Origin of the sequence: Ruminococcoides intestinihominis, from assembly GCF_040096285.1 — a bacterium.
GTDB lineage: Bacteria > Bacillota > Clostridia > Oscillospirales > Acutalibacteraceae > Ruminococcoides > Ruminococcoides intestinihominis.
In genome coordinates this window covers 58,608-81,362 of record NZ_JBBMEY010000003.1, presented here as the reverse complement: position 1 = coordinate 81,362, position 22,755 = coordinate 58,608, and the positions used below count along the sequence as shown (strand labels likewise).

General features: G+C 33.3%; 21 protein-coding genes and 1 rRNA gene. 11 read left to right on the top strand and 11 right to left on the bottom strand.

Annotation, left to right across the window (positions count from 1 at the left end; genetic code table 11):
• Positions 1 to 59 precede the first annotated feature (59 nt).
• Positions 60 to 788, top strand: coding sequence for a DUF6591 domain-containing protein (locus tag WMO18_RS01820; RefSeq protein ID WP_367286254.1), 729 nt, complete (start codon positions 60 to 62; stop codon positions 786 to 788).
• A gap of 99 nt (positions 789 to 887) precedes the next feature.
• Here the strand turns inward: WMO18_RS01820 and WMO18_RS01815 are convergent, their stop codons facing one another.
• The gene (locus WMO18_RS01815) at positions 888 to 1,586 is read right to left on the bottom strand and encodes a transporter substrate-binding domain-containing protein (RefSeq protein ID WP_329980217.1); all 699 of its coding nucleotides are present in this window, start codon (positions 1,584 to 1,586) and stop codon (positions 888 to 890) included.
• Positions 1,587 to 1,709: 123 nt separating this feature from the next.
• On the opposite strand from WMO18_RS01815, the gene WMO18_RS01810 reads away from it, so the two are divergent.
• On the top strand, positions 1,710 to 2,120 hold the full coding sequence (locus WMO18_RS01810; RefSeq protein WP_211148105.1) for a hypothetical protein: 411 nt from the start codon (positions 1,710 to 1,712) through the stop codon (positions 2,118 to 2,120).
• A 45-nt stretch (positions 2,121 to 2,165) separates the two neighbouring features.
• Here WMO18_RS01810 and WMO18_RS01805 read toward each other — a convergent pair whose 3' ends face one another.
• Positions 2,166 to 2,897 (bottom strand): HAD family hydrolase, encoded by a 732-nt coding sequence (locus WMO18_RS01805; protein WP_211148106.1) that lies wholly within the window; start codon positions 2,895 to 2,897, stop codon positions 2,166 to 2,168.
• Positions 2,898 to 2,995: 98 nt separating this feature from the next.
• Between WMO18_RS01805 and nth the strand changes: the two genes are divergently transcribed.
• Positions 2,996 to 3,622 (top strand): endonuclease III, encoded by a 627-nt coding sequence (nth, locus tag WMO18_RS01800; protein WP_022504755.1) that lies wholly within the window; start codon positions 2,996 to 2,998, stop codon positions 3,620 to 3,622.
• Positions 3,623 to 3,747: 125 nt separating this feature from the next.
• Here the strand turns inward: nth and mgtE are convergent, their stop codons facing one another.
• Both mgtE and WMO18_RS01790 read right to left on the bottom strand, forming a co-directional pair.
• A complete protein-coding gene (gene mgtE, locus WMO18_RS01795; protein WP_211148107.1) occupies positions 3,748 to 5,130 on the bottom strand; it encodes a magnesium transporter in 1,383 nt (460 codons plus the stop codon).
• Between the two features lie 299 nt (positions 5,131 to 5,429).
• Positions 5,430 to 6,041, bottom strand: coding sequence for a DUF6465 family protein (locus WMO18_RS01790; protein ID WP_211148108.1), 612 nt, complete (start codon positions 6,039 to 6,041; stop codon positions 5,430 to 5,432).
• Positions 6,042 to 6,393: 352 nt separating this feature from the next.
• Between WMO18_RS01790 and WMO18_RS01785 the strand changes: the two genes are divergently transcribed.
• From WMO18_RS01785 to WMO18_RS01770, 4 genes are all read left to right on the top strand, one after another.
• Entirely contained in the window at positions 6,394 to 6,672 is a 279-nt protein-coding gene (locus WMO18_RS01785; RefSeq protein WP_022504752.1) for a hypothetical protein, read from the top strand.
• Entirely contained in the window at positions 6,669 to 7,598 is a 930-nt protein-coding gene (locus WMO18_RS01780) for an AEC family transporter (protein WP_211148109.1), read from the top strand. Before WMO18_RS01785 ends, WMO18_RS01780 begins: the two co-directional genes overlap by 4 nt.
• Positions 7,599 to 7,610: 12 nt before the next feature.
• A complete protein-coding gene (locus WMO18_RS01775; protein WP_211148110.1) occupies positions 7,611 to 8,615 on the top strand; it encodes a helix-turn-helix transcriptional regulator in 1,005 nt (334 codons plus the stop codon).
• Between the two features lie 115 nt (positions 8,616 to 8,730).
• Positions 8,731 to 8,877 carry a hypothetical protein gene (locus WMO18_RS01770; protein WP_211148111.1) on the top strand — a complete coding sequence of 49 codons (147 nt, stop codon included), beginning with the start codon at positions 8,731 to 8,733 and terminating at the stop codon, positions 8,875 to 8,877.
• A gap of 87 nt (positions 8,878 to 8,964) precedes the next feature.
• Here the strand turns inward: WMO18_RS01770 and WMO18_RS01765 are convergent, their stop codons facing one another.
• A complete protein-coding gene (locus tag WMO18_RS01765; RefSeq protein ID WP_211148112.1) occupies positions 8,965 to 9,447 on the bottom strand; it encodes an HD domain-containing protein in 483 nt (160 codons plus the stop codon).
• Complete coding sequence (locus WMO18_RS01760) at positions 9,437 to 9,970, bottom strand: DUF5662 family protein (RefSeq protein WP_211148113.1); 534 nt, start codon at positions 9,968 to 9,970, stop codon at positions 9,437 to 9,439. Before WMO18_RS01760 ends, WMO18_RS01765 begins: the two co-directional genes overlap by 11 nt.
• Positions 9,971 to 10,100: 130 nt before the next feature.
• Between WMO18_RS01760 and WMO18_RS01755 the strand changes: the two genes are divergently transcribed.
• Both WMO18_RS01755 and WMO18_RS01750 read left to right on the top strand, forming a co-directional pair.
• On the top strand, positions 10,101 to 11,339 hold the full coding sequence (locus WMO18_RS01755) for a L,D-transpeptidase family protein (protein WP_211148114.1): 1,239 nt from the start codon (positions 10,101 to 10,103) through the stop codon (positions 11,337 to 11,339).
• Positions 11,340 to 11,596: 257 nt separating this feature from the next.
• Positions 11,597 to 13,636: an Ig-like domain-containing protein gene (locus tag WMO18_RS01750; protein ID WP_367286253.1), complete on the top strand. Its 2,040-nt coding sequence runs from the start codon at positions 11,597 to 11,599 to the stop codon at positions 13,634 to 13,636.
• Between the two features lie 194 nt (positions 13,637 to 13,830).
• Here the strand turns inward: WMO18_RS01750 and rrf are convergent.
• A 5S ribosomal RNA gene (gene rrf / locus WMO18_RS01745) occupies positions 13,831 to 13,947 on the bottom strand.
• 205 nt (positions 13,948 to 14,152) lie between these two features.
• On the opposite strand from rrf, the gene WMO18_RS01740 reads away from it, so the two are divergent.
• Positions 14,153 to 15,379, top strand: a complete 1,227-nt coding sequence (locus WMO18_RS01740; RefSeq protein ID WP_138156672.1) for an ATP-binding protein — start codon at positions 14,153 to 14,155, stop codon at positions 15,377 to 15,379.
• 11 nt (positions 15,380 to 15,390) lie between these two features.
• A complete protein-coding gene (locus tag WMO18_RS01735; protein WP_211147355.1) occupies positions 15,391 to 16,668 on the top strand; it encodes a peptidoglycan-binding protein in 1,278 nt (425 codons plus the stop codon).
• 52 nt (positions 16,669 to 16,720) lie between these two features.
• On the opposite strand, the gene WMO18_RS01730 is transcribed toward WMO18_RS01735, so the two are convergent.
• Genes WMO18_RS01730 through WMO18_RS01715 form a run of 4 tightly spaced genes read right to left on the bottom strand, consistent with a single transcriptional unit; the run spans position 16,721 to position 22,660 of the window.
• Complete coding sequence (locus WMO18_RS01730) at positions 16,721 to 17,365, bottom strand: HAD family hydrolase (RefSeq protein ID WP_211147354.1); 645 nt, start codon at positions 17,363 to 17,365, stop codon at positions 16,721 to 16,723.
• Positions 17,355 to 18,284: a DMT family transporter gene (locus WMO18_RS01725; protein WP_367286252.1), complete on the bottom strand. Its 930-nt coding sequence runs from the start codon at positions 18,282 to 18,284 to the stop codon at positions 17,355 to 17,357. Before WMO18_RS01725 ends, WMO18_RS01730 begins: the two co-directional genes overlap by 11 nt.
• A 2-nt stretch (positions 18,285 to 18,286) precedes the next feature.
• Entirely contained in the window at positions 18,287 to 20,464 is a 2,178-nt protein-coding gene (locus WMO18_RS01720) for a hypothetical protein (RefSeq protein WP_367286251.1), read from the bottom strand.
• Between the two features lie 45 nt (positions 20,465 to 20,509).
• Positions 20,510 to 22,660 carry a glycosyltransferase-like membrane protein gene (locus WMO18_RS01715; protein WP_496196866.1) on the bottom strand — a complete coding sequence of 717 codons (2,151 nt, stop codon included), beginning with the start codon at positions 22,658 to 22,660 and terminating at the stop codon, positions 20,510 to 20,512.
• Between the last annotated feature and the right edge of the window lie 95 nt (positions 22,661 to 22,755).

Here is a 22,755-nt window from a genome sequence, read left to right as displayed (position 1 = left end):
AAATAGCTATAATAATAATTTACTATATAGACAGGGAATTCAAATAAGGAGGAATTAATATGAAAAACCCTGTTAAGAAAATTTTATGTACGGTTATGGCTCTATTGGTTGTGGGAACATCAGGTGTGGTGTTTACAGGTTGTGGAAGTGACAGTGAGGAATATACTACAATAACTTGGGCAACATCCGGTATTGGTAGTTTAGCACCAAAACCAAAGTCAACAAAAGGAAAAATTTCAATAGATAGTGAGGATAGCTATCAAGCTACTATTTCTGAGGTGTCTGTTGATGATTTCAAAAGTTACGTAAATGATTGTAAGAAAAAAGGCTTTGATGTGGATTATTCCAGTGTAGATGGTATGTACACTGCTAAGGATAAAAAAGGATATGATTTATCAGTGTATTATCAAGATGATGAAGAAACAATGGATATTATTATAAATGCTCCTGAACAAGAAACAACTGCAGAGAAAACAACAAAGAGTTCTAAGAAAAAGTCAAGTAAAAAGTCAACTTCTTCATCTGACAATATATCACCGGAATTTAAGAAAATTATGGATACATATGAAGATTTCTTCAACGACTACGTTGACTTTATGAAGAAGTACAATAACTCTACTGATATTGTATCAATGGCAACTGATTATGCTAAATATACAAAAGAATATGCTGAAAAAATGCAAAGTTTTAAAGATGAAAAAACAGACGATTTATCTGTAGCTGATGCAGCATATTATTTAGAAGTAGAGGCTCGTATCACGAAGAAACTTGCAGAAGTTGCTAACTAAAGTAAGCTATTTATAAATTCTCAAAACTTCATTTTCCAAAATTAAAAAAAAGACCGACAGTAGCTTAACTGTCGGCCTTTTGTGTTATGGTAGATAAGTTTATTTATATTTATTAACTATCTTTTCATATTTACCGTTACTCATAATCTTCTTTAGACCTGAGTTAAAGGCTTTTACAAATTCTTTTTCTTCACCTTTATTAACCATTAGTGAAAGTGAGTCGGTCTTTTCTTCATTTTCAAAGGTTTTGAATTTTTCACCTTTTTTAATAGCTGATTTAACACTTAATGTATCATCAAAGAAACCTGCAATTTTGTTATTTTTGCAATCAAGATACATTTCCTTTTCTGTAGTGTATTCCTTAACTGTTAGGTTGTACTGTGGTGCAATTTGGTTTGCAAAATCCTCACCGTAACTGTCCTTTATAACACCGATTTTCTGATGAAGTAACTGTTCGTAAGAATTAATATTGCTGTCATCTTTAGTAGTAAAGATAATACCCTTTTGATAGTAACTGTCTGTTGAATCGTAATTACCGTTCTCATTTATTAATTCACTACTTGCAGAAATGTAATCATCCTTTTCTGAATCATTTACATAGTTAATAGTGAAATTTTCTTCCTTACTAATAGCATCTAATAAGTCAACCTCTAAGCCCTTTGCCTTGTTATCTTCAAAATTGCTATAAGGTGAGTTGTTGTCCTTGATTAAAACATTATATGTTTTTGTATCCTTACAACCGGTAAATATGGCTAGAGAAATTATTATTAAAAGTGAGAGTGAGATAATTTTTTTCATAATATAATCACCTTTCTGTAATATAATTATCATTTAAATGTATATAATTGTCAAGTAGTAATGATTTGAATAATTATTTTCTATGTGATATAATGTGAAAATAAAAATCAAAGGAAGAGTATAATGAGAAACTTTTTTTACAAAATAGCTCAATTTATGAACGGCAGATATGGTCACGATAAGCTAAATATGGCTTTGCTGATTTTTTGGCTTGTACTTCAAATTATTTGGATGTTTACAAGATTTTGGGTTATCGGTATCTTAGATATACTTGTAATTGTGCTAATAGTGTATAGAAGTTTGTCAAAAAATATTCAGAAAAGAATGTACGAAAACCGTAAATTCCTTTCAATTACAAGTGGCATCAGTAAGAAATTTAATCTTCTAAAGAGAATGTGGCATGACCGTAAAACCCATAGATATGTAAAATGCCCTTACTGTAAAGCTCAACTTAGAGTAAAGTATCAGCGTGGTAAACACAAAGTCCATTGTCCTAAGTGCAATGAATACTTTGAAAAAAGAATATTATTATAATTTTTAAAAGCCTTATCCTTGTGGATAAGGCTTTGTTACTATCTGCTATTTTACGATTAGTTCCTTAATTTTGTAAACATTACCGTCCATAATCTGGTATGGTGTATTTACTTTTCCTTTAATTTCAGGACTGATTGATTGATGAATGTATAGGCTCTTAATACCTGCTCTTTTACTGCCGTTAATGTCAGCCTTGTAGTCATTACCAATCATTACACATTCCTTTTTGTCAAGTCCGTATTCTTCGATTAGACCGTTGTAGAAACAAGGATTAGGCTTACTTACTTCTCTGTCTGAACTGATAAAAATACCATCAAAATATGGTGTTAGTCCCAGCATATTCATTTCATTCATAGTGAAACTTCTTTGTGCATTTGATAGCAAGAAAATCTTTTTGCCTTTAGCCTTTAGTGTGTCCAGTAAATCAATTACACCGTCATACAGCTTAACATATTTTGTTGAGTAGCAACGGAAGATTGCACATACATTCAGTACTTCTTCATCAGTTACTTCAACATTTTTTAGGTTGAAAAGTTCCTTGAAAACCTTTTCAATCTTAATGTCAACATTATTTTTGTATTCAGGATGAACAGCCTTGATTCTTGCCTTTTCTTCCTTACAAAGACGATTATATTCTTTGTGAAATTCTTTGCCTGTGTATTTAGCACCTTTATAACTGTAAAATAGTGCCATCTTTTCCCACAAATCGTCACTCCACTCATCTGTGTTAATGTCGATTAGTGTTCCGTATAAATCAAAAATGTAGTTTTTAAACATATTATCACCTAAGTGGATTTTAACATAGTAAATAAATATTTGCAATGAAAATTTACTGTGATATAATGAAGTAAATATTTTATTAATGAGGAAAAGCTATGACTAAGAAAGAAATTGCACTTCTTGCAGTAGATGCACTGAAAAAAGAATTTCCTGATGCAATCTGCTCGCTGACATATAAAGACCCACTGCAACTATTAGTTGCCACAAGACTTGCAGCACAATGTACCGATGCAAGAGTAAATATGGTAACACCTGCCCTATTTGAAAAGTATAAATGTGCTGAGGATTTTGCCAATGCAAATGTAGAGGATGTTGAAGAATTAATAAAGTCCTGTGGACTGTATAAGACTAAGGCTAAGTCCCTTGTTGCAATGGGTAAAGCCTTAACAGAACAGTACAACGGTGTTGTGCCTGATACATTGGAAGAACTAATCAAACTTCCCGGTATAGGCAGAAAAACTGCTAACCTTGTAATGGGTGATATTTTCGGTAAACCGGCAGTAGTTGTTGATACTCACTGTATCCGTATTACAAGAAGATTAGGTTTGCATAATGAGAAAGACCCAAAGAAAATAGAGTTTATACTTAGAGATTTACTTCCTCCGGAAGAAAGTAATGACTTTTGCCACAGAATTGTACTTCACGGCAGAAAAACTTGTGACGCAAGAAAGCCTAAGTGTGAACAGTGTTGTATGAAAGATTTTTGTAAAAAGAATATTTAAAAGGAAAACCCTTTGCCACTCGGTAAAGGGTTACTTTTATTAATGAGGAAAATAAAAAACACCTTTCAAAATACAATAAAATGTTGAAGTCTATTGTAAAAATGAAAGGTGATTTAATGGTTAAATTATAAGTGTAAAATACTTGTTGCAATTAAGAAATAAACAACAAGGCTCACTGCGTCAACAATTGTTGTGATAAACGGTGATGCCATAACAGCAGGGTCAAATCCTAACTTGTAAGCAAACATAGGCAAACAACAACCTATGATTTTGGCTACAACAACAGTAATTGCAAGAGTTAAACAAACTACCAATGCAACATAAACAGTAACATCAGGGTTGCCTAGGAGAATTCTGTCAACCAGTATTACCTTTGCAAAAGCAGCAAGGGAAAGAGCAACACCACACATTAGGGCAACTCTAACTTCTTTCCATATGACTTTTACAAGGTCTTTAAACTGTATTTCATGTAGTGACAATGCACGAATAATTGTAACTGAGGACTGACTACCTGAGTTACCACCTGTATCCATAAGCATTGGAATAAATGCAGTCAGTACAACAGAAGAAGCCAAAGCGTCTTCGAATGAACTGATAATCATACCTGTAAATGTGGCAGAAATCATCAGTAACAGTAGCCAAGGAATACGGCTTTTCCATGTTTCGAAAATACCTATCTTTAGGTATGGTGTATCGGTATTAGGTGTGATAGCAGCCATTTTCTGAATATCCTCGGTAGCCTCTTCTTGCATAACATCAACGGCATCATCAACTGTGATAATACCAACAAGACGATTTTCTTTATCAACTACCGGTACTGCTAGGAAGTCATATTTCTTAATAATACTTGCTACTTCTTCCTGGTCGGTTAGTGTCATAACAGAGATAACATTGGTGTCCATAAGTTCAGAAACCTTTGTATCATCATCAGCAAGTAGCAAATCTTTAATAGTGATAATACCGATAAGTTTACTTAGATTATCGGCAACATAACAAGTGTAGATAGTTTCTTTATCAACACCTGTTCTTCTGATTCTTTTGATTGCCTCTTCGGCAGTCATACTAGGTCGCAAAATAACAAGCTCAGTTGTCATAATTGAACCGGCTGAATCCTCTGGAAATTTCAGCAACATATTAATTTGTTTTCTTTCTTCCGGAGAACTTTGACGAAGAATACGCTTAACTACATTAGCAGGCATTTCTTCAATCATATCAACCATATCATCAAGGAACATATCGTCCAAAACTTCTTTAAGCTCAGTATCACTTAGTGAATGAATAAGAAACTTTTGGGTTTCGTCATCCATTTCTACGAAAGTATCGGCAGCAATATCTTTTGGCAATAGTCTGTAGAGAAGTGGCATTTTCTCATCTTGAAGTTCTTCAAAAATTGCGGCAATATCCACAGGATTCATTGTTGTAAGTATGTCACGCAATGTTGCATACTTCTTGCTCTTTAGCAGAGTTTCAATAGTATCTTGCAAAGTAACAGTACTTGTTGTTTCCATGGGGAAAACTCCTTTCTTATTTAAATTTTAGTCAAAGTAAAGAATCTTTCCCCGAAAAAATCTAAAAGAAATCTATGAACCCTAGAAGTCCACAGAACATCTTTGTGCTTTTCCCGGGAACCGAGCCTAAACTACCTCCAGCGTCCACGATTTCACCTCAATTACATAAAAATTTGCCCAATAGGGCTATTATTATTGTACACCTTATAAAACAATCTTGTCAATGAAAAATTATGTTAAAAACAAAAGAAAAACCACTTGCATAAATACAAGTGGTTTAAGTAAATAGCTATATGAAATTAGCAGAAGAAAACATCCATTTCTTTTGCTTCGCCATCGGCAACAAAATATGCTTTCTGATCCTCAGGCTTTAGATATACAGTGATTTCCTTTGCGTCTTTACCATTAACAATTTTAACATTGTTGATAACATCTTCAAGAGCAACTTTAGCACCGTTATATTCAACAAATACCTTTACAGCAGTTTCTACCTTAGCAGGAGTTTCTGCCTTCTTAGCTGAAGGAACTCTCTTTGAAGGAGTCTTTTCTGTAATCTTCTTTGTAGGTGTCTTAGTTGTAGTTTTCTTAGTAGCTGTTTTCTTTGTAGTAGTCTTTTTAGCAGTAGTTTTCTTTGCAGGTGCTTTTTCTGCAACCTTTTCTACTTTCTTTTCTTCTACCTTTTCAGCTTTCTTAGGTTCAGCCTTAACTTCTGCAGTTGTAGCCTTTGGTGCAACCTTAGTTTCAACTGTCTTTGTTTCTACTTTCTTAGTAGCTTCTGCCTTAACAGGAGCAGTTACCTTTTCAGTAGCCTTAGTAGCAACTGTAGCTACCTTTTCTGTTTTTGCGTCAGCCTTTGCAGTAGTTGTAGTAGCCTTTACTGCCTTAGAGGCTGTAGTCTTTTTTGTTGCCATTATGAAAAACCTTCTTTCAATATATACGGCAGTAATATGCCTTATGTTAAAATTATAAGATTTTTACAATGTTAAGTCAATTTATTGTGGCAAAATTCGGAAATCTGTACAGATATGTTGTTTTGTAAAATATTCGTTTGCACAATTGTTACAAAAGATTTTGTCGATTTCAGTAGTTATCAACAAAAATCTTTCATTTATTATTCATACTGCAACAAATTTAAGGTGAAATTTAGGCGGCTTTAACGAAAAATTGCAAATCTATTGTAAAAATTATATAATAGTAGTGAAATGTAAAAGATAAGTCCCATATTTGGGACAGTGAATGTGATATTATATAGGAGATGAAGTAGTGGAAGAAAAGCTACAACGGTTACTTGAAGATGCAAGTAAGGATGAAAACTTAAGAAATAGGCTGCTGGAAACCAGAAATTCAGAGGACCCTATGAAGTGTTTTTGTGACACTTGTATTAGCCTTGGATATGAAATTTATCTTGGTGAACTTTTTGCTTACGGTCAGGAAATGAATGACTCTAAGATGCGTTCCGTAAATGGTGGTGGTGTTTGTTCTATTGACGGATGGGACGATGCCTATGATATGTTTTTTGCATCATTGGAGGGTATGAAATGATAAGCAATTTCTTAACTGTAGGTCAGCAAGTAGTGGTTTTGTTTATACTTATCGGTGTTGGATTTGTATGCAAAAAAGCTACGCTGATAAGTGACAAAGCTATAAAAAGTTTAACAAATCTTGCCCTTTATGTGGCAACACCTTGTGTTATTATTGTGTCATTCCAAAATTGCGAATTTACAAGCGATAAGTTGGTTAATATGCTTGTTATGATTTTGTCCGTTGCAATAATTCATATTGGCAGTATAGTGATTTGTACTCTTATTTTTAGGAACAAAGATGAAGCAAAGAAGGTTGTCCTTAGGGTTGGCAGTATTTTTTCTAACTGTGGGTTTATGAGTTTGCCACTTCAAAAGGCAATTTTAGGAAATGACGGTGTGTTTTACGGTGCAATTTATGTTGCAGTATTTAACATATTTATTTGGACCTATGGGCTTGTTGCAATGAGTGGTGACAAAAAGGAACTTAGCCTTAAAAAGCTGATTACCAATCCCGGTATTGTAGGTGTTGTTATTGCAATTTTACTTTGGGTTTTCCATATTCAGTTGCCAACTATTCTTTATTCACCTATTGATTATTTAGGTGCGTTAAACACTCCTATACCTATGATTATCATTGGTTGTCAACTTGCCAATACTTCACTAAAAAGTATGTTTACCGATAAGTACAGTTATCTCTGTATAGGTATAAGGTTAGTGGCAATACCTTTAGTTTCCTTATTCTTGCTTTATCTCTTTGGTGTAAGGGGCAATATGCTTGTGGCAACAGTTATTGCAACTTCAGCACCATCAGCAGCTACAACTACAATGTTTGCTACAAAGTATGACAGAGATGTACCACTTTCTGTTAGCTTGGTTTCTGCTACAACACTTGCATCTATTGTAACAATGCCAACTATTGTTGCTATTTCACAGATGTTTGCATAAGGGGATGTTTCTATGGCAAGAAGTGAAAATCATAGGCAAAAGCTACTGTATCTTCTTAAGATGTTTTATGAAAAAACAGATGAAGACCATGGTATGAATGTTTATGAAATTATTGATTATTTAGAGAAAAATGATATTGAGGTAGAGAGAAAGACAGTTTATAGGGATATAAAGACTTTGCAAGAATTTGGCATTGATATTAATAAGTATAAAAGCAAGGATGTTTCCTATAAACTACTTGGCAGAACCTTTGAATTGCCTGAATTAAAGCTACTTGTGGATTCTATCCAAAGCAGTAAATATATTACTGAGAAGAAAAGTGTTCAGCTAATTAAAAAGTTAGAAAGTCTGACTTCCGAATATGAGGGTAAAGAACTTCAAAGACAGGTTGTTGTAGCTAATCGTGTAAAGTCTATGAATGAGAAAATTTACCACAATACAGACAATATCTACAAGGCTATTAATGAAGGTAAAAAAATTACTTTTAATTATTACCATTGGGTAGTTGACTTTAATACAAAGTCAAAGGCACTTCTAAGGAAGAAAGATAAACTGTACAAGATTTCACCATTGTTTTTAGCTATTGATGATGAAAATTATTATCTAATCGGTTATGACAGTAAGGATAAAAAGATAAAGCATTATCGTGTTGACAAGATGGCACAAATAGAAGTCTTTGATGAAAAAATTGATAGTAAAGGTATAGAGAGAAAGTGTGATCCTGCTACATATGCAAAAAAGGTTTTTGGTATGTTCGGTGGTGATGAAGTAGAGGTTAAACTACTGTTTAGAAATGACCTTATCGGTGTTGTTATGGATAGATTTGGCAAGAATGTTTTTATCTCGAAGGCTGATGAGGAAAGTTTCTTTGTAACTACTAAGGTGGATTTAAGCCCACAGTTCTTTGGTTGGCTATTTGGCTTTGGGGATAGTGTAAAGATTATTTCACCACAATTTGTAGCTGATGAATATGCTAAGAAACTTGCTGATGTAAATAATCTTTATAATCATAAGTAATCTTTCATATTTTTTTCAAAAAATCCCCTAAAACAAAAGATAAGTCCCAATTATGGGACAGTTAATATGTTATTATATATTTGTCTTAAAGAGGTACATTTTTAGGGGGATTACAATGATTTTAAATTTATGTTTATTTATATTTTTCGGATATGCCGGTAGAGCAATGTACAAGATGATAAAGGCTAAACCGAAATACAGAAGAAAATATGTAATGAATACACCTTACGGCAAGGTGAAAGTTATATATGATGAAAAGTAGTTTTTACATTGGTGTTAATTTTATTTGCACATAAATATTTGAATCTTTCAAAAGAAAATCACCTATCCCTTTGGGTAGGTGATTTTCCTATATAAATAAGTTTTCAAGTAGCTTTTTACCGGTTTGGGTTTTAAAGATTTTTTCCTTAATTTTCATTGCTGAGTCTTTGCTTAAATTATCCTCACAAATATTTACCAAAAAATCTGACTCAACAAGTATTTGATAGTCCATACTATCAATGTTACTGTATGTATGGTGATGAGCAATAAGGAACTTTACCCTATCAATTACATTGTCTGTAAAGTTAAGCTTTCTCAGCATTTTTTCTGCTTCATCAGGACCTAGCTTTTCTTGAATTTTGCCGTCATTTCTTGAATAAAGCTCCTCACCTTTTTTGATGCCAATATCGTGGGTTAATGCTGATGCTTCAAGAATAAACATAGTTTCTTTGTCTAGGTTTTCTTCTTCACCTATTAATTTTGCAAATGAATGAACCTTAATAAAGTGGTTAATTCGCTTTTGGTCACCTTTAAAGTAACTTGTCATTTCTAAGAAAAGTTTATTTATCATTTTTAACCATCCTTTTCACATAGGCAAAAGCCTCATCTTCACCTTTATCGGCAAGTAGTCTTAGCATTATTTCTAAGTCCTTTGCAGTCTGAGGGTGCATATGGTACCTAGCTTGACCTTTTAAGAAATAATCCAGAGGGTGGTGGTTTGTATAGTTTTTGCCGTTATATGTTTTACTGGCTGCAACTCTGTCACAGAACATTTCTGCTAAATATCTCTTTGGCATTTCTACCGGTTCAACCTTTTTTGTCTTTAAGTTTATATCTGTCCAATATTCATAATGATGCTTGTTTCTGCCTTTGTGGTGCATCCAAGCCATTGAGTAGCCATAAACTTCCCTTTCTTTTTCGTTAGGACTTCTAGTACCTAAGTAAAATTTTGCACCGGGAATAAACTCTGTTGGACTGTACTTTGATAGGTCATGCCTTAGCCCTTGCCAAAAGAGTCCTGCCTTAAAACAATTTCTTATTACCTTGTGTCTGTGCTTTGTTATTGTCTTAAAATGTCCTAGTGGATGTGCCATCGTTTCATTTCCTTCCCATTGTTATGATTTTATTATATCACAAAATGAAATAATTACAAAATACTGAAATTGGTTTACAAAACCGTAACTTTATTGTATTATAATAGATATAAGTATAAAGGAGAGTTTTATGAAGAAATATGTAAAGAATAATTTTGGCAGATACGGTGGAGTTATCGTTCTTGTTGTGTTCTTTGTTCTTCTGATTTCTCTATCTGTTGGTGGAGCTTTGTATGTTTTTTATGGTGACAGTTGGTTTGGCAGAAACCAAGCTGATGTAGTACAGACTGCTAATCAGGATTATGGTACTTGTGTCTTTAGCATAGAAACAAAGTCTATCAAGGTAAAATCTAATGAACGAAAAACAATTAAGATAAAGTCCAATGATGAAAATGCCTCAAAGGCTATTAAATGGACAAGTAGCGATAAGAATACAGCTTTTGTTGACCAAGGCGGTACAGTAATCGGTCTGAAAAAAGGCAAGGTAAAGATTACTGCAACTGCCGGATATTACAGTTCAACCTGTGATGTTCAGGTTACAAGCAACCCTACAGAAGTTTCTAAGGGCTATTCCACAGCTTTTACTGCTAATGAAGTAACTTTAAAGAAAAATAAAAATGACGGTAGTGGCAGAAATCCATATTCTATTGATGTTAATAGAAAGAAAAACTGTGTTACTGTCTATACTTACGATAAAGACGGTAAATACACAGTTCCTGTAAGGGCAATGATTTGTTCTTGTGGTGATGGTGATAATACACCAAAGGGTACATTCTCTATTTTTGTAAAGAATAGATGGCATCCACTTTTCGGTGATGTTTACGGTCAGTATGTAACAGGTTTTAATAACGATATTCTGTTCCATTCAGTTCCATATGAAAAGATGAATCAACCTGAAACTGTAGAAGTTCAGGACTATAACGGTCTTGGCACAAGTATTTCTATGGGTTGTGTTCGTCTTGCAGTAGCCGATGCTAAGTGGATTTATGAGAACTGTGACTTTGGTACAACTGTCAGAGTTTATGAAAGTGACAAAGATGGTCCGTTAGGCACACCTAATTCAATGAAGATTAACGAAAACAAAACAGTTTATTGGGACCCTACAGATAATGATAAGGACAATCCTTATTACAGTAAAGCACCGACATTTATAGGTGCTGATAATGTTACAGTTGAGCTAGGTGAATACTTTGACTCAATGAAGAATGTTTCTGCAAAGGATACAAGTGGTAGCAGTATTGATAAAAGTAATATTAAGGTTGATGGTAAGGTAAATACCGATAAAGCAGGGGATTACCTAATTATTTATACTGTTTCCGATGATATGGGCAGAAGTACAACTCAGTATAGAGTAGTAACAGTAAAGTAAGTTAATATTAAAAAGATAGTTAATACCGAACTAAACACCTAGCAATTTTGCTAGGTGTTTTTTGTAGGCTATATTGTGCAAATTTGTTTATGGTAATTTAGCATATTGCATAAAAGTGTTCAGATAAATTAGAGGGGCTGACAAAAAAAGTACCAAATTTTAGTTAATTTTACCCTATATTTTAGAATTGAGATAGTGTATAATATATTTATAAATATGTTACCTGTTTTAGGGACTAAAATATAGGAGGTAGAACTATGAAAAAATTATTATCAATTACTTCACTGTGTTTAGCACTTTTGATGATTTCTTTTTCAACTGTTTTTGCAGTGGATAACAGTACACCATCAAACAGTGATAAATCACAAAATGTTGCAGAAACTAAAAACAATACAGAACCAACTACTGTTAGAATGGGTTGGGAAGTAGTATATAATCTAAAGAATGTTGATTCTTCAAACACAACTAATGATGCTTGGTTAAGTTACAGAACAACAATTACTCCAAAGTTAGGTTATGCTATTACTAAGGTTACTGCTACAATAGACGGTAAAGATGTTGGTGCTATTACAAGCGAAAATGGTATCTACACAATAAATATTGAACAAGTAACCGGCAAACTAACTATTACTGCTGAGGCAGAACCTGTGATAGTTGACACACCAAAAGAAATACAAAACCTTTCTCCAAAAACTAATTTTACTGTTGCTAACTTAGGCAAGGTTGGCAATTACAATTTGTATTATAATGTAACTCAGTATTATCAATTCTTAGATTATAATGTTACAATGGGTGACTATGTGTTTGATTGTTTTGCACAACAAAGTCCCTATGATTTAGGTCTATATGTTGTTGGTAATGGCAAAGCTTATACTTTAATTGATGCATACAATGAATTAAAAATTGATATGGATACTGTGTATTCACTAATCAAGAGTAATGAAATTCATTACAACTTTACTGTCGGAAAGTCAATTCCGGATGTTACAACACAACCATCAGAAAATCATAATGTATATTACTATTTAAAGGGTGCAACTTCTTCTAATAATGAAACAACAGTAGGCAACCATTATAATACAGTTATTAAACCGAACTCACCTTATGAAATTGACTATGTTGTAGTTACTGTAAATAATAAGGAAAAAGAAGTTGCTAAGAACTCAGATGGTTCTTATACTGTTGACCTTGATAATGTAGATGGTGACATTAATATTTTTGCCAGTGCAACAAGAGAAAAAGCTACAGAATTTTCTACTGCTCGTGTAGGTTGGCATGTAAATTATAATTTAAGCAATGTTGAGTCATCTAATACAACTGATGATGCTTGGATGAATTATAGAACTGTTATTACTCCAAAGACTGGTTATGTTATTACAAATATCAGTGCAAAAATTCATGGTAAAGATGTTGGTAAGATTACAAAGAAAAATGGTACATATGAAATCTTTGTAGAGTATTTACAAGGAGGTCCATTAGTTATTAAGGCAGAAGCAAAAAGTGTTAAAATAGATACACCAAAAGAAATTGATAAACTATATCCAAATTTGATTTTATCAGTTGCTAACTTAGGCAAGGTTGGTAAATACGATTTGTATTATAAAATTTCAGATTATTATAATTTCTCAAATAAGAATATAAGAATGGGTAATTATATGTTTAATTGTTATCAGCAACATACACCATATGATTTAGGTCTGTATGTTGTTGGTAATGGTAAGGCTTATACATTAAAAGACGCTTATGATAAGCTAAATATTAATATGGATGCAGTATATTCATTAATTAATAAAACTAACCTACATTACAACTTTACTGTCGTTAAGATAGCACAAGAAAAACTTTCTGCAACTAATGTTAGCCTAAAGTCAGGTGCTACAAAGACTATTAAGGTTCTTAACGGTAAGGTTAAAAGCTATAAGGTAACTAATAATAAGGTAGCTAAGGTTAACAGTAAGGGTGTTGTTACTGCACTAAACAAAGGCAAAACAACAATGATTGTAACTCTTAAGGACGGTAATAAGTTAAACTGCAAGGTGAATGTTACTACTGCACCTAAACTTTCAAAATCTACTGTAAATGTTAAGGTAGGTAAGACAGTTAAGGTTAAGGCTTTAGGCAAGGCTAAGAATATTGCACTTAAATGGACTGTTAGTAATAAAAATGTAAATACTAGCATTGCAAAAAAGATTAGTGCAAGTGTACTTAATATTAAGGGTGTAAAGAAAGGCAAAACTACTCTAAAGGTAAAAGTAAATAATGTGAAAACACTAACATTAAAAGTTAATGTAAAGTAAAAAATAAACCCCACTTAAAAGTGGGGTTTTGTTATGTCTTTTTGTATGGTGAAAATAATTAAAATGAATAAAGTGGAATTTATAAATAAATAAATAAAAACTATTGGACAAATAGTAGAATTATTGATATAATAATCGGATAAATAAATTTGACAAAAGAAAAATGCCTACCCTATTGGATAGACACTTGTTGATGTTGGCGTCTTCCTATTTTCACAGGCCGCTTCCAGCCAACTATCTTCGGCACTACTGAGCTTAACTTCTGTGTTCGGGATGGGAACAGGTGGACCCTCAGCGTCATCGACACCAACTATTTTCTTTTTGTTTTGTCGTCTCTCTCAACGACAAGATAAATTATATCACCCTTTTCTGAAAAATGCAAGTGTTTTTTCAAAAAAATTTAAAAAAATTTTGAAAAACTTTGAAAACCCCATTAAATAGCCATTTTTAGACGATTGACTACAAGGTATAATTGGAGTAAAATATAATCATATTAAAAGGAAGTAAGGGATTTGTATGAAAAAAACAAAAAAAGCTGCTTTTATGTTATCATCACTTTCTATTTATAAAGGTGTGCTAACAAGAAGTGTACCAAGTGCCTTTCATAAGTTATTGCTTTCTGTTGATGAAGAACCTGAAACATTCCTAAATGCTTACGGTGACTTCTACAGATTACTATGTGACAGAAACGCATCTAACTCATTAAGCTATACTATGACAGAGGCTGCTTTGTTTGATGAAAACTATTTTACAAGAACAGCAACTGCCGATAAGGTTAGTGAAATGTCAGAAGATGAGAAGAAAGCAGTAGTCAGAGATATTGATGCAATTCTTTTTGCATCACAGATTACTCCTGAGGATGTTATTAATGACTATAAATATAAGGAAGAAATTGATGATATTATTGATTGCCTTCCTAAGTGGCATTGTGGTACTCCATCAGAAGAATTTGTTGACTTTAACGATAACCTAGACAAGATTGCAAAGTTCCACAGAGAAAAGGGTTGTGGTATGTTTGCCAGATACCGTTCATTCGTATGGAGAGATAAGGGTATCGAACCTATTATTAATGATGACAAGGTAAGAATTTCTGACCTTGTTGATTATGAATATCAGAGAGACCTTGTTGTTGAGAACACAAGAGCCTTTATTGAGGGCAGAAACGCCAATAACTGCCTACTTTATGGTGATATGGGTACAGGTAAGAGTACAACAGTAAAAGCTACTGTAAACGAATTTAGACGCTATGGACTAAGAATTGTTGAAATTCCTAAGGAAAAGCTAATGGAATTCCCACTACTTATTGATGCTATCGCTCAAGTACCAATGAAGTTCATTATCTTTATTGATGACCTTTCATTCCAAAGACAGGATGAATGTTACACAAGCTTAAAGGCTGTTCTTGAGGGTGGTGTTGCAGCACTTCCAAAGAATGCTCTTATTTATGCAACAAGTAACAGAAGACACCTTGTTAAGGAGAACTTTGAAGACAGAGATTGTAACGATGTTAACCGTAGAGATAATATGCAGGAAACACTTTCTCTATCAGATAGATTTGGTCTTGCAGTTGGTTATTATGTTCCTGACAAGAGAAGATTTTTACATATTGTTGAAGAACTTGCAAAGGCTCATCATATTGATATGGATCAGGAACAGTTATTCCTACAGGCAGAGTCTTTTGCTACACAGAGAGCAACTCGTTCTCCAAGAACTGCTCAGCAGTTTATTAAATCATTACTATAAAGGAAAATATAATGAGAATAGTGAAAACAACCATATGTGCATTGCTTTTACTTTGCACATTGATTTTTACTGTTGGTTGCAACAGTGGTGACAGCTCCTATCCCATTACAATAGGAAATACTACCTTTAATTCTAAGCCTGAAAAAGTTGCAGTATTAAGCCCTAATGTGGCTGATATTGTTTGTCAGCTTGGTATGGAAAAGAATATTACTTTAATTAGCAGTGATGTTATTACAGATAGCATTAAGGATAAGAAAACTTGTGGTACTGCTATTGAACCTGATACAAAGAAGATTATTGACAGTGATATTGAGGTTGTACTGGCTGATGACAATATGTCCGATGGTGCTATAAAGACACTTGAAGACAATGATGTTAAGGTTGTACAGTTCCATTACGGAAATACCGGTGAAGATATACTGACAACATATACTTCTGTCGGTGCAATTCTAAATGGTGAAACAGGTAAAGCTCAGGGCAACAAGGCTTATACTAAGCTTATGAATACTCTTAAGAACTATAAAACAGAGTTTAGCAAAAAGCATAGTAAGGACAAGCTACTTTTCCTTGAGGGTACAGGTCCATATGTTTCTGTAATTAAGGAAAGTTGGTACGGTAAGCTACTTGCCTTTACCGGTACTGATGTTGTTACTAAGGATGTTAATAATTCAACTTATGATGTTAATATGATAGATAGTCTAAACCCTAAGTACCTGGTTTGTAATAATGATACATATAAGAGTTTAGAGAATAAAGGTACACTTAAAAAGTGTGATTTTAACAAGTCTAACGGTCATATTATTATTGAAAAGGACAAGCTAAAGTTACAAGGCAAAACTGCCATAGAAAATGTGGAAAAAATCTTGCAGACTATTGATAAGAGTACCTTTGAAAAGATAAAGTCTACTCCTACAACTACTGTAGAAAAGACTACTAAGGGTACTACCTCTACAACTGTAAGTAAAGCAAACACAACAGTAACAACTACAACTGTACCAACAACTAAGCCTAAAGAAAAGTATCCACTACAGTCAAAGTACAAGGTTAAGTTTACCGATAGTGCTATCAAAACAATGACATTACAGTCACAGAACAACTACAACAAGGCTATGCAAGAAAGACTTACTGATTTAGGTTATCTTGCAAGTGGCAATGCTACAGGTTACTTTGGTGATATGACAAAGAAAGCACTTGAAACATTCCAAAAGAATAACGGCCTAAGTGCTACCGGTACTGTTGACAGCAAAACATTACAAGTAATGTTTAGTTCTTCAGCTAAGAAAGTTTAATAAGTTTTATAAAAAATGCTCAAGTAAGTTTTATCCTACTTGAGCATTTCTCTTATACATAATTTTTAATATCTAAAAGTGAATCACAAAGTGCAAATAACTTTGGCTTTATACTTTCATCACAAGGTGTTAGGTCAGGTACAACAATAGTTTTGCAATTTGCATTAATTGCAGACAATGCACCGTTTGGTGAGTCCTCTACTGCAATACATTCGTCCGGTTTAAGCCCCAGCTTTTCACTTGCTAATAGGTAAATATCCGGTGCAGGTTTTGAATTTTTAACCATTGGACCACATACACAAGTATCAAAATACTGAAACAAATTAACCCTTGATAAATGGTCTTTTGCCCTTTCTAAAGGTGAAGATGTTGCAAGGGCTATTTTTATACCCTTTTCCTTTAGATAAGGTAAAAGTATGTCAGCACCTTTCTTCATTTCAACACCATTTTCATTTACAAAGTTATCCATTAGTTCAATTCTCTTTGCCTTAACTGTGGGATAATCAAAACTTTCACCAAAAAATGACTTTAGCTTTGCTTCAGCCTTTTTACCGGTTAATGAGCGTAAAGCAAGTACATGGCTTTCTGTTGCCGGATAGTTAAAGTAGTGTAGTGCCTCTAACCAAAAACGCTGATAAAGAATTTCTGAGTTTAGCAGTACACCATCCATATCAAAAATTGCACCTTTAATTTTCATCTTTCTTACTCCTTAAATTAACAAGAATAATACCTATTGATATTAACACAACAGACACAATGTTGTAAAGGTTAATAATATCTTCACCTAACAGAATACCACTCCATATTGTGCCGAAAATTGGGATTAGCAGGTTGAAAATAAGAATCTTGGATACAGGGTTGTATTTTAATAAAGCTGTCCACAGGGTAAATGAGGCAGCAGAAACAATACCTAAGTAAATCAGTAGCAGATATATTGTAATGTTTGAAAAGTCAAGATAACCACCAAACAATGCACCTACAATAATAAGTCCACCACCACCAATAAGTAGGTGATAGGCTGAAACAGTCATAGGGTCTCTGCCTTTGCTGATTTTTTTGCAATAAATATTGCCACCGGTTGCTGCAATTGTGGAGAATACCACAAAGCCTTCTCCTAAAAGAGTAAACCCACCGGTAGTAAGTCCATCAAGGTTGATGACAATAACACCTATAAAACCGATAATGCAACCTAAAATCTTTTTAACATTTAGCTTGTCCGATGTGAAAAAGATTGGTGAAATCAGCACACCGATAAATGAACCTAGGGAAGTGATTACTGAGGTTTTTGTACCGGTGGTGTTGGAAAGTCCTATGTATGAAAATAGATATTGCAAGAATATCTGTAGGAAACCCATAATTGATATTGGAAGAATATCTTTTCTGCTGGGCTTTACAAATCTCTTTTGCAATATAATTGCCACAAAAAGTACCATTACACCGGCAATAAAGAACCTATATCCGGCAAAAAGTACCTTGGATGGGTAGTCACTTGTTGGAATTGAAAATATTTCATAGCACTTTTTAATTACGGGAAAAGCAGTGCCCCACAATGTTACACATAGTAGGGCGATTAAAGGTGCTATTATTTTGTTACTGAAAAATTTTTTTGAATTCATAATTATCTCTTTGCTAAGTTGTAATTTTTCTTTTTGAATAATGAAATATATACTAAAACTTCTGCTAATGCAATAATAGCAATTAGTGTTAGGTAAGCAGGTAAACTCATTAATGATGTTCTTTCGGTATAAAACAAACCGAATTTTAGGTCACCGTTAATAGGCTTACCGTTAATTTTTAATTCACCCGGCAAGCAGTCAATCTGTGAACTGTCTGAGTAGTTGAACTCTTGATAATCAGAGTCAGCTCCTAAACCTTTAATTGTTAAGGTGAATTTCTCGTTATGAGTAGGTGAGTATGTTTTAGGTAGCTTTAATATAACATTCTTTGTCTTTTCAAATGTATAATAGCTGGAATAAGTCTTTTCTGCAATAACCTTCTTTTTACTATTTTTTAGTGTAATTTTATATTTAGAAGAAGGATTGTTAGGATGAGCAATACTGAAAAATGATAATTTATTAAAGTCACTGTCAGCATAGAATGTTTGTTTAAGCACCTTGTTGTGTTCGGAAACATTATCAATTTCATTACTTACGGAAGCAAAGTTCTCAATCTTTGGAGTTCCTCTTATCATTTGACTATATGAAACATAATAAATGTTTGAAAGTAATAAAGCAATAAACAAAGTTGCAACTGTTATGTAGGCTGTCTTGTAACATTTTTTTGTGGTTAGTTCAGGTACAGTGAATTTGTTTTCAATTGAAATTCCACCCATAGTAGCCATTGCAATAATAATCGATACGAAAGGCAATGCGTAATTAATCTTTACTTCCCATATCATATAGAAAACCAATGCACCCAGTAAAGTAATTGCAAGTAGTAAATCTTTCTTTGAGGATTTGTTTCTAAGTAGCTTATATAAATAAACTATAATAAGAATGTTAAAGGCTAACCATAACATCTGACAATACATCATCAGCATATGTTTCTTCGGACCATAAATATAGTCATTTAAACTTCTATATGTATTACTGCCTTTCTGTCTTGTATAGTAACCTACAGAACCTTCACTCCACATAAGGCTGCTTTTCTCGTATTGATGTTTAAACAAAGTTAGTGGTGTGTAGCTATTAAGAGTATTCTTAATATCCTTAATAGAGTCCCTGTTGATTTCTTCTGTGGAGTTCATTGCTTCATGCTTATTTTTGTACTGTAAGTCATAAGCACCATTACCCTTAAGACTCATAGCAATCCAGTGAGTAATAGGGAATTGCTTGTTGCTACCTGTGTAATAGTGGTTGTCAATTCCTTTACAAACAAGGAATGATGTACAGGCTACTACTGCACAAATTGCAAGTGAAAAGGCTGATTTTAGCAATTTCTTTTTGTCTTTAAATGCCCAGAAGAACATACAGATAATACCGGCTAAAGAAATAAAGATAACAACCGGTCTAACCTTGTAACCTACAACACTTAGCACACCTATAATAGCTGAATTAATGATTATAGATTTCCGTGTTGTAGCTTTGATTAGGTTTGCTCCACATAGGAAGATACCACCGATAAAAGGCATACATATTGTTGCAGTATATACCCATGAGGATGAGAATTGAACAGATGGTAGCAGTACACTTAGTAGTAGGAACTTAGTAGCTGTTACTTTTTTGCCTGTAAATTTAACAATAGCAAAGTAGAAAAGAACAGTTGCTCCTACAATACATAGTGAATTAAAAATTCTGCCAACCCAAAGGAGATTGTCCTGTCCTACAAAGAAAAATGCTTTAAATAGATAATATAGAATAAGAACAACTGCATTGTTGTTGCTATATTTTCCGAAGTAGCTATCATTTCCATCTATTATGTTAATATCTCCTCTAGCCATTTTAATTGCATAATCCTGAACATAGAATGAGTCAGAGCTAGGAATGGTCGGAAATAAAAATATATTTGCTATAGTTGTTATACTGTAAATTGCTATTAGCACAATTGCAAGAATTGTTAACCCTTTATCGGAAAGTTTATTGATTAACTTGAAAAGTGCCATAATGCCGACTACCATCAATATACCACCAAGAGCAATTAATGAGTAAACTAATAATTGTGAAGTTGTATTGTTAGGATTTTTAGTTAAAAGTAATGCTATTTTGTCATTAGCTATAATAGACGAAATGTTAAGTAAAATCAGAATGCCTAAAACAATAGAAATTAGTTTAGCAAAAAAGTTTGTAAACTTCGTCATTGAAATTCCTCCTATAAAAACTATAAATCCTTATATAAAAGGTTATTAATCATTATACTGCTTTTTCTTAGAAAAGCCCAAATAAAGAAATGCCGTTATAACTTCTATCAAGACAATTCCTACACAAAAAGCACAGTATCTTTTTGGTGAAAGAAGTGAACCTTTATGAATTTCAGAAACAGTAAGCCTTAGGTCACCTTTTACAAGTTTACCGTTAGTTCTTAGGTTACCCCTTATAGGGTCAATGTCATCACCATGGCTATAACCAAAGTTAAATGCTTCTTTGGTACCGGAAATACCCTTAACTGTTATCTTAAACTTTTCTTCACCTGATGGTGTGTACTTTTTAGGTAATTTCAGTTTTATATCGGAAATACGCTTTGTGTAGTCTTTACTGTCAACCAGCTTTGTGGCAATAGTTTTGTTTTTGCCATTCTTCAAAGTTATCTTGTACTTACTGTTGCTGGTAGAAAGGTTACTTCTACAAGCTACATTTAGGTAAACTCTGTTGAATTTTTCTTTGGTGTAAAACTCTTGAGTAACTGTTCTCTTTCTTGTTGCAATCTTTTTGATTAAACAGTTGTGAGTTGACTTAACCGTTAGTTTCTTGTCACTGACTTTCATAACATTGTCAGTAAAGAAAGGTGCACCGATAAACATAAGTACAATTGAGAAAATTGCTACAGCAGAATAAGAAATTCTACCAATGTTCTTAACCTTAGCATTTGACATAGCAAAAGCATTTTCAACACTTTCACCACCTAAAGTAGCCATACCTATAATAAAGAATACAAATGGTACTGCATAGGCAATTTTTACTTCCCATATCATATAGAAACCATAACCACCTAGCAAAGTAAGAATCTGTAGTAGTCCGTATTTACTTTCTTTGTTAAAGATAAATCTTATTATGTAAATTAGTGTAAGTATGTGGAGAGATAGCCACAACATCTGAGTATATAGACACATTAAGTCACTTTTTGAGCCATATAACCATTTGCTTAGTGGTGTGTATTTTTCAGCAGAACCGATTAATCGAGATTGATATTCCAGTGAACCTACTGCCCATATACTGCCATTCTTAATATATAGATGGCTGATAAATGAACCGGCATTGTAATTGCTTAGTCTTTCTTTGATATGTTTATTTACATTAGCTTTCATTTCGTCTGTGTTAGAAAGCCTCATATTCTCTTTTACCAACTGTGGGTCATACATACCGTTTTTAGTAAGACCCATAGCTACCCAGTGAGTAAGAGGAAAGTTGCCGTTACTACCTGTATAGTAGTGGTTGTTAAGTGCCTTAGTAGTTACAAATGAACCTAAAGCAAAAACTGCACAAACACCAACCATTATAGCTGACTTTACAAAACGCTTTTTGTCTTTAACTGTCCATAGGACTAAGCATATAAAACCGGCAATAGATAGGATAAGTACAACCGGTCTGATGTTGTAACCAACAATACTCAAAACACCGATTATTGCTGAATTAATGATAATTGATTTTTTTGATTGATTCTTAATAAGGTTTGCACCACATAACATTATACCACCTATAAAAGGTAAGCAGATAGTGGCAGTATATACCCAAGAAGTCATAAAAATTATTGGTACAAACAGTAGGTTTAGCAAAACAAATTTTGCACCGGTGGTTTCTCTTTTTGATAGTTTCTGTATTGCAAAGTAGAACAGTACCAAGCTACCCGTAATACAAGATGCATTAAACAATCTGCCAACCTGAAGTAGGTCGGTAATTCCAAGTGAACAAGCTATTTTATATATAAAATATAGCAGAATAATCAGTGGATTGTTGTTACTGTATTTTCTAAAGTACGCTGAATTGCCATTGATTATATCCTTAGTACCATGAGCCATACCCACTGCTTGGTCGTGTACATAAAAGCTGTCGGTCATTGGAATTGTAGGGAAAAGGTAGGTAATAGCTACAGTAGATATACCGTAAATTACAAACAATGCTATTGTGAAAATCAGAAGTCCCTTTTTTGATAGCTTGTTAATAAGTCTAAACAATCCCAGTATTGTGCATGTGATAATCACACCACCTACTGCAATTGAGGTAAATAACCAGAACAACTCTTTACCGTTTTGACTTGTTGATGAAAAGTAGTTTCCGTATTCCGGATAAGAGATAATGATTCCTGAAATGGTGATGCAAATAAGTATTCCCATAAGAATAGCAAATACTTTGCTTAAGTAATTTTAAAATTTCTTCATTTTTTAACTTCCTATCTTTTTTGTCAAAAAACAACATTACTATACACCTTTTTAAG

Coding starts and splice junctions, on each gene's coding strand:
- WMO18_RS01805 (WP_211148106.1), bottom strand. CDS start 2,897: ATGTTTAAAAACTACATTTTTGATTTATACGGAACACTAATCGACATT.
- WMO18_RS01765 (WP_211148112.1), bottom strand. CDS start 9,447: ATGATAAATAAACTTTTCTTAGAAATGACAAGTTACTTTAAAGGTGAC.
- WMO18_RS01775 (WP_211148110.1), top strand. CDS start 7,611: ATGGCAAGAAGTGAAAATCATAGGCAAAAGCTACTGTATCTTCTTAAG.
- WMO18_RS01730 (WP_211147354.1), bottom strand. CDS start 17,365: ATGAAAATTAAAGGTGCAATTTTTGATATGGATGGTGTACTGCTAAAC.
- WMO18_RS01820 (WP_367286254.1), top strand. CDS start 60: ATGAAAAACCCTGTTAAGAAAATTTTATGTACGGTTATGGCTCTATTG.
- WMO18_RS01725 (WP_367286252.1), bottom strand. CDS start 18,284: ATGAATTCAAAAAAATTTTTCAGTAACAAAATAATAGCACCTTTAATC.
- mgtE (WP_211148107.1), bottom strand. CDS start 5,130: ATGGAAACAACAAGTACTGTTACTTTGCAAGATACTATTGAAACTCTG.
- WMO18_RS01755 (WP_211148114.1), top strand. CDS start 10,101: ATGAAGAAATATGTAAAGAATAATTTTGGCAGATACGGTGGAGTTATC.
- WMO18_RS01790 (WP_211148108.1), bottom strand. CDS start 6,041: ATGGCAACAAAAAAGACTACAGCCTCTAAGGCAGTAAAGGCTACTACA.
- WMO18_RS01770 (WP_211148111.1), top strand. CDS start 8,731: ATGATTTTAAATTTATGTTTATTTATATTTTTCGGATATGCCGGTAGA.
- WMO18_RS01740 (WP_138156672.1), top strand. CDS start 14,153: ATGAAAAAAACAAAAAAAGCTGCTTTTATGTTATCATCACTTTCTATT.
- WMO18_RS01735 (WP_211147355.1), top strand. CDS start 15,391: ATGAGAATAGTGAAAACAACCATATGTGCATTGCTTTTACTTTGCACA.
- WMO18_RS01760 (WP_211148113.1), bottom strand. CDS start 9,970: ATGGCACATCCACTAGGACATTTTAAGACAATAACAAAGCACAGACAC.
- WMO18_RS01815 (WP_329980217.1), bottom strand. CDS start 1,586: ATGAAAAAAATTATCTCACTCTCACTTTTAATAATAATTTCTCTAGCC.
- WMO18_RS01810 (WP_211148105.1), top strand. CDS start 1,710: ATGAGAAACTTTTTTTACAAAATAGCTCAATTTATGAACGGCAGATAT.
- nth (WP_022504755.1), top strand. CDS start 2,996: ATGACTAAGAAAGAAATTGCACTTCTTGCAGTAGATGCACTGAAAAAA.
- WMO18_RS01750 (WP_367286253.1), top strand. CDS start 11,597: ATGAAAAAATTATTATCAATTACTTCACTGTGTTTAGCACTTTTGATG.
- WMO18_RS01720 (WP_367286251.1), bottom strand. CDS start 20,464: ATGACGAAGTTTACAAACTTTTTTGCTAAACTAATTTCTATTGTTTTA.
- WMO18_RS01780 (WP_211148109.1), top strand. CDS start 6,669: ATGATAAGCAATTTCTTAACTGTAGGTCAGCAAGTAGTGGTTTTGTTT.